General features: G+C 65.3%; 11 protein-coding genes and 2 tRNA genes. 3 read left to right on the top strand and 10 right to left on the bottom strand.

All coding sequences use genetic code 11. The annotated features are described in order from the left end of the window. The 3 genes from ACPGXI_RS00495 to leuC form a co-directional block, all read right to left on the bottom strand. A partial coding sequence (locus ACPGXI_RS00495; protein WP_526648693.1) for an HU family DNA-binding protein occupies positions 1-502 on the bottom strand: 502 nt, incomplete at its 3' end. Between the two features lie 202 nt (positions 503-704). Then, on the bottom strand, positions 705-1,298 hold the full coding sequence (leuD, locus tag ACPGXI_RS00490) for a 3-isopropylmalate dehydratase small subunit (protein WP_526648691.1): 594 nt from the start codon (positions 1,296-1,298) through the stop codon (positions 705-707). Positions 1,299-1,343: 45 nt separating this feature from the next. After that, positions 1,344-2,774, bottom strand: coding sequence for a 3-isopropylmalate dehydratase large subunit (leuC, locus tag ACPGXI_RS00485; protein WP_526648689.1), 1,431 nt, complete (start codon positions 2,772-2,774; stop codon positions 1,344-1,346). Positions 2,775-2,812: 38 nt separating this feature from the next. On the opposite strand from leuC, the gene ACPGXI_RS00480 reads away from it, so the two are divergent. Continuing rightward, the gene (locus ACPGXI_RS00480) at positions 2,813-3,514 is read left to right on the top strand and encodes an IclR family transcriptional regulator (RefSeq protein WP_526648687.1); all 702 of its coding nucleotides are present in this window, start codon (positions 2,813-2,815) and stop codon (positions 3,512-3,514) included. Positions 3,515-3,571: 57 nt separating this feature from the next. On the opposite strand, the gene ACPGXI_RS00475 is transcribed toward ACPGXI_RS00480, so the two are convergent. The 4 genes from ACPGXI_RS00475 to ACPGXI_RS00460 form a co-directional block, all read right to left on the bottom strand. Beyond that, a tRNA-Glu gene (locus ACPGXI_RS00475) sits at positions 3,572-3,644 on the bottom strand. A gap of 61 nt (positions 3,645-3,705) precedes the next feature. Then, positions 3,706-3,780 (bottom strand) — tRNA-Gln (locus ACPGXI_RS00470). 119 nt (positions 3,781-3,899) lie between these two features. After that, on the bottom strand, positions 3,900-5,381 hold the full coding sequence (gene gltX, locus ACPGXI_RS00465; protein WP_526648685.1) for a glutamate--tRNA ligase: 1,482 nt from the start codon (positions 5,379-5,381) through the stop codon (positions 3,900-3,902). Then, positions 5,378-6,166 carry a fumarylacetoacetate hydrolase family protein gene (locus ACPGXI_RS00460; protein WP_526648683.1) on the bottom strand — a complete coding sequence of 263 codons (789 nt, stop codon included), beginning with the start codon at positions 6,164-6,166 and terminating at the stop codon, positions 5,378-5,380. Before ACPGXI_RS00460 ends, gltX begins: the two co-directional genes overlap by 4 nt. 134 nt (positions 6,167-6,300) lie before the next feature. Here ACPGXI_RS00460 and ACPGXI_RS00455 point away from each other — a divergent pair, with 134 nt between their 5' ends. Next, the gene (locus ACPGXI_RS00455) at positions 6,301-7,530 is read left to right on the top strand and encodes an MFS transporter (RefSeq protein WP_526648681.1); all 1,230 of its coding nucleotides are present in this window, start codon (positions 6,301-6,303) and stop codon (positions 7,528-7,530) included. Between the two features lie 69 nt (positions 7,531-7,599). Here ACPGXI_RS00455 and ACPGXI_RS00450 read toward each other — a convergent pair whose 3' ends face one another. Together ACPGXI_RS00450 and serA are read right to left on the bottom strand one after the other, a co-directional pair. After that, positions 7,600-8,610 carry a 3-isopropylmalate dehydrogenase gene (locus tag ACPGXI_RS00450; protein WP_526648679.1) on the bottom strand — a complete coding sequence of 337 codons (1,011 nt, stop codon included), beginning with the start codon at positions 8,608-8,610 and terminating at the stop codon, positions 7,600-7,602. A gap of 8 nt (positions 8,611-8,618) precedes the next feature. Next, positions 8,619-10,214: a phosphoglycerate dehydrogenase gene (serA, locus tag ACPGXI_RS00445; RefSeq protein ID WP_526648677.1), complete on the bottom strand. Its 1,596-nt coding sequence runs from the start codon at positions 10,212-10,214 to the stop codon at positions 8,619-8,621. Between the two features lie 154 nt (positions 10,215-10,368). On the opposite strand from serA, the gene ACPGXI_RS00440 reads away from it, so the two are divergent. Further along, positions 10,369-11,799, top strand: a complete 1,431-nt coding sequence (locus ACPGXI_RS00440) for a phytoene desaturase family protein (RefSeq protein WP_526648675.1) — start codon at positions 10,369-10,371, stop codon at positions 11,797-11,799. A gap of 64 nt (positions 11,800-11,863) precedes the next feature. Here ACPGXI_RS00440 and ilvC read toward each other — a convergent pair whose 3' ends face one another. Next, positions 11,864-12,877, bottom strand: a complete 1,014-nt coding sequence (gene ilvC, locus ACPGXI_RS00435) for a ketol-acid reductoisomerase (protein WP_526648673.1) — start codon at positions 12,875-12,877, stop codon at positions 11,864-11,866. Positions 12,878-12,895 lie beyond the last annotated feature (18 nt).

Here is a 12,895-nt window from a genome sequence, read left to right as displayed (position 1 = left end):
CCGCAGCCTTCTTGGCCGGAGCCTTCTTGGCCGGAGCCTTCTTGGCAGCCTTCTTGGCCGGAGCCTTCTTCACCGCCTTCTTCACCGCAGCTTTCTTCACCGCGGACTTCTTCACGGCTTTCTTCACCGCAGCCTTCTTCGCGGCCCTCTTCGCCGCGGCCTTACGCACGGTGCGTCCCGCCGTCACGCCACGCTTCACTGCCGGGCCATCCGCCGGGAGGCGCTGCGCGCCAGAGACAACGGCCTTGAACTGAGCGCCCGGACGAAACGCCGGCACGGAGGTGGGCTTGACCTTCACCGTCTCACCGGTGCGCGGGTTGCGCGCTACGCGGGCGGCACGACGACGCTGCTCGAAAACGCCGAAGCCGGTGATTGTCACGCTCTCACCCTTGTGAACCGCGCGCACTATGGTGTCAACGACATTTTCAACCGCCAAAGTTGCTTGCCGACGATCCGTCCCCAACTTATCCGTGAGTACGTCGATGAGCTCTGCTTTATTCATGCAAACCCTCCGAATGCAAGTGGTCCTCTTTGAACCCACTAGAGCACACGGTAAACCCATTGAGTACTGATTTCCAAGAGCCACGCGCAATTTCAGGCCAAGCCAGCGAACTATTTTCAATCCGCTTGCCGCCCTTGGCCTCCTGTCAGAGACCGCCAAAAGCAAATCGGAGAGGGGCAATTTCAGCCGGCGAAGCGGCTTCTCAGGCTGGCAAAGTGCGCGGTTTCCACCCGGGCCGTTGACCCTCGTAGACCTCGATCTGATCGCGTTTCCGCAGCGTAAGGGCTATGTCGTCCAGCCCCTCGAGCAGCCGCCACGCGGTGTAGTCGTCAATGTTGAACGGCACCATGACCGTTCCCGCAGCGACGGTCCGATCTTGTAGATTCACAGTGATTTCCAGACCGGGCTGCTGCTCGATGATTTTCCACAACAACTCCACGTCGTCCTGTGCGACTTCTGCCGCCAGCAGCCCTGTCTTACCGGCGTTGCCGCGGAAGATATCGGCGAACCGAGACGAGATCACGACCCGGAAACCGAAGTCCATGAGCGCCCAGACAGCGTGTTCGCGAGACGAACCGGTGCCGAAATCCGGCCCGGCCACCAAAACCGAGCCTTGGTCGTACGGCGACTGATTGAGCACGAACGATGGGTCGGTTCGCCAGGCCGCGAACAGACCGTCCTCGAATCCCGTTCGGGTCACGCGCTTCAAGTAGACCGCTGGGATGATCTGATCGGTATCGACATTGGAGCGGCGTAGCGGCACGCCGATCCCGGCATGGGTACGGAAGGCTTCCATCACAGTCTCCTGTCGGGTGTAAATGCTTGATTCCGGCGTTCGCCACTACTGCAGATCGACCGGCGAGGAGAGCGTGCCGCGGACTGCGGTGGCCGCGGCAACCGCCGGCGACACCAGGTGCGTGCGGCCGCCTTTGCCTTGCCTGCCCTCGAAATTGCGGTTGGACGTCGACGCGCACCGCTGACCGGGCGAAAGTTGGTCGGGGTTCATTCCCAGGCACATCGAACAGCCCGCCTGCCGCCATTCCGCACCCGCGGCCGTGAAAATCTCGCCCAACCCCTCGGATTCAGCTTGGGCGCGCACCCGCATGGACCCGGGCACGATCAGCACCCGGACTCCGGGGGCCACCGTGCGGCCGCGCAGCACATCGGCGACCACACGCAGATCCTCGATCCTGCCGTTGGTGCAGGAACCGACGAACACCGCGTCCACAGTTATGTCCCGCATGGGAGTACCGGCGCGAAGGTCCATGTAGGCCAACGCCTTTTCGGCGGCCTGCCGTTCACCCTCGTCGACCATCAACTCAGGATCGGGAACCGAATCGGCAAGTCGAACCCCCTGCCCCGGGTTCGTTCCCCAAGTCACGAACGGGCTCAGAGTCGAGGCGTCAAGGTGGACCTCGGCGTCGAATTCGGCGCCCTCGTCGGTACGCAGCGAGCTCCACGCCTCGATAGCGGCGTCCCATTCGGCCCCTTTGGGGGCATGGGGCCGACCGGCCAGGAACTCGAACGTCGTCTCGTCGGGCGCGACCATCCCCGCACGGGCGCCCGCTTCGATGCTCATGTTGCAGATAGTCATCCGGCCCTCCATCGAGAGCGATTCGATGGCGCTGCCGCGGTATTCGATCACATATCCCTGGCCTCCGCCGGTCCCGACCTTGGCGATGACGGCGAGGATGACATCCTTGGCGCTCACCCCGGCCGGAAGAACGCCGTCGACATTGACGGACATCGTCTTGAAGGGCCTTAGTGACAACGTCTGGGTGGCCAGCACATGCTCGACCTCCGAGGTGCCGATCCCCATTGCCAGCGCCCCGAACGCGCCATGGGTGGAGGTATGGCTGTCCCCGCACACGACAGTCATGCCGGGTTGGGTCAGCCCGAGCTGCGGCCCGATGATGTGCACGATGCCCTGCTCGAGATCACCCATCCGGTGCAGCCTGACGCCAAACTCCTCGCAGTTGCGGCGAAGTGTCTCCACCTGAGTCCGCGAGACCACGTCGGCGATCGGCTGGTCGATGTCGATCGTCGGCACGTTGTGATCTTCGGTGGCGATTGTCAGATCCGGCCGGTGGACCGGCCGGCCGGCCAGCCGCAATCCGTCGAAAGCCTGAGGACTCGTGACCTCGTGGACGAGGTGCAGGTCGATGTAGATCAGATCTGGCTCACGCGAAGCGCCTTCACCGGCCCCGGGTACGACGACATGCTCGCTCCACACCTTCTCGGCGAGGGTGCGGGGCTGGTTCGCGATGGCCATCTCTACTGTCTCACATTCTGGGACGCTAGTATCTCGGTGTGAGACAGGATAGCGGTATCGGCGTGCTGGACAAAGCCGTGGGGGTGCTGCACGCGGTCGCCCAGTCCCCGTGCGGTCTGGCCGATCTCTGCGAACGCACCGACCTGCCGCGAGCGACAGCCCACCGGCTGGCCGTCGGGCTGGAAGCACACCGGCTGCTGGCCCGTGACGGGGACGGGCAATGGCGCCTCGGCCCTGCGGTCACCGAGCTCGCCGGACAAATCAAAGATCCGCTGCTCTCCGCCGGTGCCGCGGTACTGCCCCGTTTGCGAGAGCTCACCGGAGAGAGCGTTCAGCTATACCGGCGAGAGGGCACCGCACGAATCTGCATCGCTGCCCTGGAACCGCCTGCCGGACTTCGCGATACGGTGCCGGTCGGAGCGCGGCTTCCGATGAACGCCGGATCCGGCGCCAAGGTGCTCCTTGCCTACGCCGATGTCGCGACCCAGCAGGCGGTGCTGCCGACCGCGACGTTTTCCGACCGAGCATTGGCCGAGGTACGCAAGAGGGGGTGGGCCCAGAGCGCGGCTGAACGCGAGCCAGGCGTGGCCAGCGTGTCCGCGCCGGTCCGCGACGCGCACGGCGCGGTGATCGCCGCCGTATCGGTGTCGGGTCCGATCGACCGGATGGGTCGGCGTCCGGGCGCCCGGTGGGCCAGCGACCTGGTGGCCGCCGCCGATGCGCTGACGCGCCGACTATGAGAACTGGAGCGGCCTGCCCTGGGAGCTGATCGCTGAGTTGGGCTTTGGGACGGTGAGTACCCCCGATGGGATTCGAACCCACGCTACCGCCGTGAGAGGGCGGCGTCCTAGGCCGCTAGACGACGGGGGCCAGAACTATTTCCGGTTGGCAAGCATAGCTCAGCCAAGAATACTGACCTAATCTCTCAGGTTGGCTGGGGTACCAGGACTCGAACCTAGAATGGCGGTACCAGAAACCGCTGTGTTGCCAATTACACCATACCCCATGAGAAGCCTGTCACCGCTGGTCACAAGCCATTTCTCGACCCGACGCGGCGCGGCTGGACCGCATTGCGCCTTTTGGCGGACCGAGGTGCACAGTATCAAACCTTCGATGCTGGTTCCCTCACTGCTCCGTGGATCTGGCGGCGGCGCGCTCGCGGCCGGCTCGTAGCCGATCCAGACTGCGGTCGCGGCCGAGCAACTCCAGCGATTCGAAGAGCGGCGGGCTCACCGACGAACCAGTCGCAGCTACCCGAACCGGGCCGAACGCTTTGCGGGGTTTGAGCCCCAGGCCCTCCACCAGCGCCGTCTTGAGTGCCTCCTCAATCGCGGTGCTCGTCCACCGCTGGACCGCCTCGAGCGCGGCCAGTGCAGCGCCCAGCACCGGTGCGGCGTCGGGACGCAGCTCCTTGGCCGCCGCTTTCTCGTCGAGCCCGAACTCCGAATCATTGAGGAACTTGAGCAGTTCCCATGCGTCGCTGAGCACCACGATGCGGGTCTGGACCAACTCCGCCGCCTCCGCGAAGGACGCGTCAGCCAAACCCGTGCGGTGGCCGTGCGCGGTGAAGAAATCAGAAAGGCGCCCGACGAACTCATTTTTGTCCAGCAGACGGATTTGCTCGGCGTTGATCGCGTCGGCCTTCTTCTGATCGAAACGTGCCGGATTCGAATTGACGTTGACCACATCGAAGGCGGAAACCATCTCAGCGAGGCTGAAAACATCGTGATCGTCGGCGATACCCCACCCCAGTAACGCCAGATAGTTCAGCAGACCCTCGGGAATGAAGCCACGGTCGCGGTGCAGGAACAGGTTGGACTGGGGATCTCGTTTCGAGAGTTTCTTGTTTCCCTCCCCCAGAACACTTGGCAAATGGGCGAATTGGGGTACCTGATCGGCAACCCCAATTCGGATCAGCGCCTGGTACAAGGCGATTTGACGCGGGGTGGACGGCATGATGTCCTCGCCGCGTAATACATGAGTGATCTTCATCAGCGCGTCATCGACCGGATTGACCAAGGTGTACAACGGATCTCCGCTGCCACGCGTCAGGGCAAAGTCCGGTACCGAGCCGGCCGGGAAGGTCGTCTCGCCGCGCACCAGATCGACCCAGGAAAGGTCGGCATCTGGCATCCGAAGCCGCAGCACCGGACTGCGGCCCCCGTCCCGAAACTCGGCGCGCTGCTGCGCGGTCAGGTCGCGGTCGAAGTTGTCGTAGCCGAGTTTGGGGTTGCGCCCCGCGGCCAGGTGCCGGGCCTCGACCTCGGCCGCGGTCGAATACGCCTCGTAGGCCTCGCCGGCGGCGACTAGCTGATCGAGCACATCACGGTAGATCTGGGAACGCTGAGACTGCCGGTAGGGCTCGTAGGGTCCGCCGACCTCGGGGCCTTCATCCCAATCCAGACCCAACCAGCGCAGCGCATCGAGGATCGCAGCGTAACTGTCGGCACTGTCACGCTGCGCGTCGGTGTCTTCGATGCGGAAGACGAACGTTCCGCCGGTGTGCCTGGCATAGGCCCAGTTGAACAGGGCGGTCCGAACCAGCCCGACGTGCGGCGTGCCGGTCGGCGATGGGCAGAATCTGACCCGAACATTTTCGTCGGTCACTTGTTTCCTTTAAGTCCTTTGCGCACAACGGGGTTGGTGAGTGTTCCGATTCCCGAGATGGTGACGCTGACAGTGTCTCCGTCCTCGATCGGACCGACCCCTTCAGGTGTTCCGGTAAGGATGAGATCACCCGGAAGCAAGGTCATCACCTCCGAGACCCACTCGATGATTGCGCCGATGTCATGAATCATCAGCGCAGTATTGGAATGCTGGCGCGTCCGGCCATTCACTTCGGTGCGCAGGTCCAGATCACTGGGGTCCAGATCGGTGACGATCCACGGCCCTACCGGGCAGAAGGTGTCGTGGCCTTTGGCCCGCATCCACTGGCCGTCTTTTTTCTGCTGATCACGCGCCGATACGTCGTTGGCGATGGTGTATCCCAGGATGTTCTCCGCGGCCCGGGATGCGGGCACATCCTTGCAGGGCCGGCCGATCACCGCGGCCAACTCTCCTTCGTGATGCACTGGGTAGGCCTCGGCCGGCAACTGGATCGGCGTATTCGGGCCGATGATCGCCGTATTGGGCTTGAGGAAGATCACCGGATCCTCGGGCGCGGTGCCGCCCATTTCCGCGGCGTGCGCGGCGTAGTTCTTGCCCATGCACACCACTTTGCTCGCCAGGATGGGGGCCAACAGTCGGACGTCGGCCAGCGGCCAAGCCCGGCCGGTGAAGGTGGGGTTGCCGAACGGGTGCTCAGCGATCTCCTTGCAGACGGCCTCACTGGGGTCACCTTCGATGCTGACGAAGGCGACCCCGTCGGGGCTGGCGATTCGGCCGAGGCGCATTGCCCTAGCGTAGTGCCCCAGCTTCGCCTCCGGCCGCCACAGGCCCACCGGAACACTGAGTGCGGTTACCCCATCCTTCTCACTCAATGAGATTGCAGTTCAGCGCTATGAGACGTCTGTGCGACGATGGCGCCGTGCCCGTCTCGCCCATAAGCCACGTCAGGCGCTGGTCGATGCTGGTGATCGCGCTGTCGGCAACGCTGTGTGCGAACGTATTCATCAACGGTGTGGCGTTTCTCATCCCGGCCCTGAACAGCGAGCGCGGGCTCGACCTGGCCGAGGCCGCACTGATCTCGGCCATGCCCAGCCTGGGCATGGTGGTGACGCTCATCGCCTGGGGGTACGTGGTCGACCGCGTGGGTGAGCGGTTCGTGTTGACGCTGGGCTCGTTGCTCACCGCTGCGGCTGCCTTTGCCGCTGCGTCCGTGCAGTCCCTGGTCGCTGTGAGCGCATTTCTGTTTCTCGGCGGAATGGCCGCCGCGAGCAGCAACACCGCAAGCGGGCGATTGGTGGTCGGCTGGTTCGCAGCCGAGCAACGCGGACTTGTCATGGGCATCCGGCAGACCGCCCAACCCCTGGGGGTGGGCGTCGGCGCGCTGGTCATCCCGCGGGTGGCCGAACACCACGGGGTCTCGGCGGCACTACTGTTTCCCGCGATCGTGTGTCTGGTGTCGGCGCTGATATGTGCGGTGGCCGTGGTCGATCCGCCGCGCCTCCCGCGCGCGCAGGCTCCAGAATCCGACCTCGCCAACCCGTATCGCAACTCTCGACTGTTGTTTCGTATCCACCTCGCTTCGGTGCTGCTCGTCGTGCCCCAGGTTCTGGTGTGGACGTTCACCCTGGTATGGCTCATCAGCGAACACGGCTGGTCACCAGAGTCTGCGGGCCTGTTGGTGATGTTCTCCCAGCTTCTCGGAGCCGGTGGCCGGATCGCCGCGGGACGCTGGTCGGACTATGTGCTCAGGCGTTCCGGCGATGTACTCGACGCTCGGCTGAAACCAATCCGGACGATCGCGTTCGCCGCTGCCGGGTCGATGGCACTACTGGCACTCAGTGATTGGCTCGACTCGCCGCTGAGCATCGCGTTGATGCTGGCTGCATCCGTGATCACGGTGTCCGACAACGGGTTGGCCTTCACTGCGATTGCCGAGATCGCCGGGCCGTTCTGGAGCGGTCGGGCACTGGGCACCCAGAACACCAGCCAGTTGTTCACCGCCGGTATCGTGCCGCCGTTGTTCGGCGGTCTGATCGGCATCGTCGGCTATCCGGCCGCCTTCGCGGTGTGCGCGCTGTTCCCGCTGATGGCTATCCCCACGGTGCCGGTGCCCGGCCGCGACGCCGCTAACCTCCCGCGACGCCGCTAACCTCCCGCGATTTGGGTGTCGTTGGTAACGCCCAGCGTGACCAACGACACCCAAATCACCACGCGATGCCTAGAGTTTGCTCAGAATCCGCTCGCCCACAGCGGATGTCGACAGCGACGCGTCACCTCGCGTCGCGAGATGATCCTCGACGGCAACGTCGACGCGCTCCGCCGCGCGGAGCTCGCCCTTCTGCGCCAGCAGCAGCGCCACCGACATGATGGCTGCCGTCGGATCCGCGATGCCCTGGCCCGCGATGTCCGGCGCACTACCGTGCACAGGCTCGAACATCGGCGGATGCGTGTGCGTGGCATCGATGTTGCCGCTGGCTGCCAGCCCGATGCCACCGCACACCGCAGCGGCCAGATCGGTGATGATGTCGCCGAAGAGGTTGTCGGTGACGATCACGTCGAATCGGCCCGGGTCGGTAACCAGGTGGATCGTCGCGGCGTCGACGTGCATGTAGGCCACGTCGACTTCGGGATATTCGGGCGCCACCGCCTGCACGGTGCGCCACCACAGCGACCCGGCGTAGGTGAGCACGTTGTTCTTGTGCACCAGGGTCAGATGCTTGCGCCGCTGTTGCGCTCGGCCGAACGCGTCTTGCACGACCCGACGGACCCCGAAGGCCGTGTTGACGCTCACCTCGGTGGCGACCTCGTGCGGCGTGTCGACGCGGATGGCGCCGCCGTTCCCGGTGTACGGACCCTCGGTACCCTCCCGGACCACCACGAAATCGATCTCGGGGTTTCCGGCCAGCGGGCTCTGCACGCCGGGGTAGAGCCGACTCGGCCGCAGATTGATGTGATGGTCCAGTTCGAACCGGACGCGCAGCAACAGACCGCGTTCGAGCAGTCCACTGGGCACCGACGGATCTCCGATCGCGCCGAGCAGAATCGCGTCGTGTCCCTTCAGTTCGGTGAGCACCGAGTCGGGCAGAACCTCGCCGGTCGCATGGTATTGCCGGGCACCGAGGTCGTACTCGGTTTTCTGCACCCCGGGCAGCACCGCGTCAAGCACCGTGAGCGCCTCGCCGATGACTTCCGGGCCGATGCCGTCGCCGGCGATCACGGCCAATTTCATTGGGTAAGTCACGCCAGATCGACCACTTCCAGTGTGACGGCGTTGACGTCGCGACCGATGGCCGACAGAACGTCGTCGGGTACCTGACGGTCCAGTCTCAGCATGATCGTCGCACCTTCGCCATCGGCGTCCTGACTGAGTTGAGCGGCAAGGATGTTGGCTCCTGCCGACCCCAGCAGGGTGCCGATCTTGCCGAGCGCGCCGGGCTGGTCGTCGTAGTTGATGATCAGGTTCACGCCCTCGGCGCGCAGTTCGAGGTTGCGGCCGTTGATCTGAACGATCTTCTCGGTGAGCTGTGGTCCGGTCAGCGTGCCCGCGACATTCACCGTGGATCCATCGCCTGCTACCGCGCGCACGTCGACCATGCTGCGGTGGTTCGGGCTCTCCGAGGCGGTGGTGATCGACGCCTCCACTCCGCGCTCGGCTGCCAGCGCCGGCGCGTTGACGAAGGTGACCTGTTCCTCGATCACCGCCGAGAACAGGCCGCGCAGTGCGGAGAGTCGCAGGATGTCAACTTCTCCAGGTCCGCCGGAAGCCAGCTCACCCTCCACTTGAACCGACACCGACACAGGCGGCTCGCTGGACAGCACCCCCACCAGTAGACCCAGCTTGCGCACCAGGTCCAGCCAGGGTGCCACCTCTTCACCGACAACGCCGCCGCCGACGTTGACGGCATCCGGTACGAACTCCCCGGCCAGTGCAAGCTTCACACTGGCAGCGACATCGGTGCCCGCCCGGGCCTGAGCCTCGGCGGTGGAGGCGCCCAGATGCGGTGTGACCACTACTTCCGGCAGCCCGAACAGCGGACTATCGGTGCACGGTTCGGTGGAGAACACGTCCAGTCCTGCACCGCGTACGTGACCGCTGGCGATGGCTTCGGACAGCGCGGCTTCGTCGATCAGTCCGCCACGGGCCGCGTTGACGATGATGACGCCAGGCTTGGTTTTGGCCAGTGCGTCCTTGCCGATCAGACCCGCCGTCTCCTGGGTTTTGGGCAGGTGCACGGAGATGAAGTCGGCGCGCCCGAGGAGTTCATCGAGCGTCAACAACTCGATGCCCAACTGCGCGGCGCGCGCGTGCGACACATACGGGTCGTAGGCGGTGACGTGCGCGCCGAAAGCCGCAAGCCGTTGCGCCACCAACTGACCGATGCGGCCGAGTCCAACGACCCCGACGGTCTTTCCGAAGATCTCGGTCCCGGAGAACGACGACCGCTTCCAGGTGCGCGCACGCAGCGTGGCATCGGCGGCCGGAATCTGGCGCGCCGCCGACAGCAGGAGGGCCAGCGCATGCTCGGCGGCGCTGTGGATGTTCGAAGTCGGGGCGTTGACCACGAGGACGCCGCGCGCGGTGGCGGCGTCGACGTCGACGTTGTCCAGGCCGACCCCCGCGCGAGCGACGATCTTGAGCTTGGGTGCCGCGGCGAGGACTTCGGCGTCGACCGTGGTGGCCGAGCGCACCAGCAGCGCGTCGGCATCGACGACCGCTGCCAGCAACTTCTCCCGGTCAGGACCGTCAACCCATCGGACTTCGACCTGGTCGCCGAGAGCTTCCACGGTCGATTGGGCCAGCTTGTCGGCGATTACTACAACAGGCAAACTCACGCGGGACAGCCTAATGGGCCGCCCTGGCCGGGTGGAGGGCGGGAGAATCTTGCCCTGCGGAGGGCGGGAGAATCTTGCCCTGCGGAGGGCGGGAGAATCTTTGCCTGCGGTGGGCGCGAGAATGACGCCGGGTGGTCGGGGCAGAATGGCACCGGTGGACATCACTGTTGTCGGCAGCGGGCCCAATGGCCTGGCCGCCGCTGTCATCTGCGCGAGGGCGGGCCTTTCGGTACGGGTCATCGAGGCCCAGCCCACGGCCGGAGGCGGTGCGCGCACCCTGCCTGATCCCGACTTTCCAGACGTCTCGCACGATATCTGCTCGGCGGTGCACCCACTGGCGCTGGCGTCGCCCTTCTTCGCCGAGTTCGATCTAGCCGCCCGGGGCGTGACCCTGGCGGTACCCGAGGCGTCCTACGGAAACCCGCTGCCGGACCGTTCGGCGGCGATCGGTTACCGCGACATTGAGCGCACGTGCGCTGAACTCGATGACGGCGCCTCGTGGCGGCGGCTGCTGGGCCCATTGGCGGCGGACTGGGACGGCGTGGTCGGTTTGTTGCTTGGCGACAAACGTTCGATCCCCCCCAGTATCCCCGCGGCGCTACGGGTCGCGCCGCGCTTACTTGCACAAGGCAGCGCCGCGTGGCGTCTTCTTGCAGGCGATGATGCCCGTGCGTTGTTCACTGGCGTTGCGGCACATACGATCTCGCCCATGCCATCGCTGGTGGCCGCGGGCGCGGGTCTGATGCTGGCGACGCTAGGGCATGCGGTGGGTTGGCCGATACCCGTCGGCGGTTCGCAGGCCATCGCCGACGCCCTGATCGCCGATCTGCGTTCCCACGGCGGGGCACTGGCGCTCGGCGAGGATGTCGCCCGCCCGCCTTCCGGCGTGGTGCTCTACGACACCGCGCCAACCGCATTGTTACGCATCTACGGCGATCGGTTGCCGTCCCGCTATGCCGCCACACTCCGCCGCTATCGGTACGGGCCGGGCGTCGCGAAGGTCGACTTCGTGCTGTCCGGGGAAGTCCCGTGGCGGGATTCGCGGTTGGCGCAGACTCCGACCCTGCACCTGGGCGGCGATCGACCGATGATGGCGCTGGCCGAGCGAGAGATTGCCGAGGGCCGCCATCCCGAGTGGCCGATGGTGCTCGGCGCGCTTCCCCACCTGGCTGACCCCAGCCGGATCGACGCGCAGGGCCGTCGGCCGCTGTGGACCTACGCCCATGTTCCGCAGGGCTCCATGGTGGACATGGCGGAGACAGTCACCGACATCTTCGAGCGCTTCGCCCCCGGGTTCCGTGATCTGGTCGTCGGCGTGCGCAGCGTGCCGGCCGCGCACCTCGCCGACCACAACGCCAATCTCGTCGGGGGCGACATCGGTGTCGGCGGCAATAACATGTTCAGTGCGCTCACCGGCCCGGCACTGCGCTGGAATCCGTGGTCGACCCCGATACCGAAGGCATACCTGTGCTCGTCGGCCACCCCACCGGGCGGCGGAGTGCACGGCATGGCCGGCTTCTACGCTGCCCGCACCGTGCTGCGGCGAGAGTTCGGCATCAGAGAAATGCCGCCACTGTCCCCCTGAGTTCGCGATTTCGGCGTGTTTGTCTGCGCTCACCGCAGAGAAACACGCCGAAATCGCCAGATTTCTAGGCGGTTTCGGTGATCGGGCGGTCCACCCAGCTCATCAGATCGCGCAGCTTCTTGCCGGTCACCTCGATCGGGTGCTCGGCGTTCTCCTTGCGCAGCTTCTCGAGTTCCTTGTTGCCGCCTGCGACGTTGGCGACCAGTCGCTGGACGAAGGTGCCGTCCTGAATGTCGCCGAGGATCTGCTTCATCCGATTCTTGGTGTCGGCGTCAATGACCCTGGGACCCGATAGATAGCCCCCGAACTCCGCAGTGTCGGACACCGAGTAGTTCATCCGCGCGATGCCGCCCTCGTACATCAGGTCGACGATCAGTTTGAGCTCGTGCAGCACCTCGAAGTACGCGAGCTCGGGCGCGTAGCCGGCCTCGACCATGACCTCGAAGCCGGTCTTGACGAGTTCCTCGGTGCCGCCACACAACACGGCCTGCTCACCGAAGAGATCGGTTTCGGTCTCGTCCTTGAAGGTGGTCTTGATAACGCCGGCCCGGGCGCCGCCGATGGCCTTGGCGTAGGACAGCGCGAGCGCCTCCCCCTCCCCCTTGGGATCTTGGTCAACGGCGATCAGGCACGGCACGCCCTTGCCGTCGACGAACTGCCGGCGCACCAGGTGCCCCGGGCCCTTGGGGGCGACCATGCCGATCGTCACCGTCGCCGGCGGCTTGATCAGATCGAAGTGGATGTTGAGGCCGTGACCGAAGAACAGCGCGTCACCGTCGTTCAGGTTTGGTTCGATGTCGTTGGCGAAGATGTCGGCTTGCGCGGTGTCGGGCGCCAGCATCATGATCACATCGGCCCACTTGGCGACCGCTGCCGGAGTGTCCACTTCCAACCCCTGCTCGGTGACCTTCTCCCGAGACTTCGAACCTTCCTTGAGGCCGACCTTCACCTGAACGCCCGAGTCACGCAAGCTCAGCGAGTGTGCGTGCCCCTGGCTGCCGTAGCCGATGACGCCGACCTTGCGCCCCTGGATGATCGACAGGTCCGCGTCATCGTCATAGAACATCTCAACTGCCATCTTCGTTAATCTTCCTTC

It is taken from the genome of Mycobacterium sp., assembly GCF_049608025.1.
Taxonomy (GTDB): Bacteria; Actinomycetota; Actinomycetes; order Mycobacteriales; family Mycobacteriaceae; genus Mycobacterium.
The sequence above is the reverse complement of the archived record's forward strand: the minus strand, read 5'-3'. Positions and strand labels throughout refer to the sequence as shown.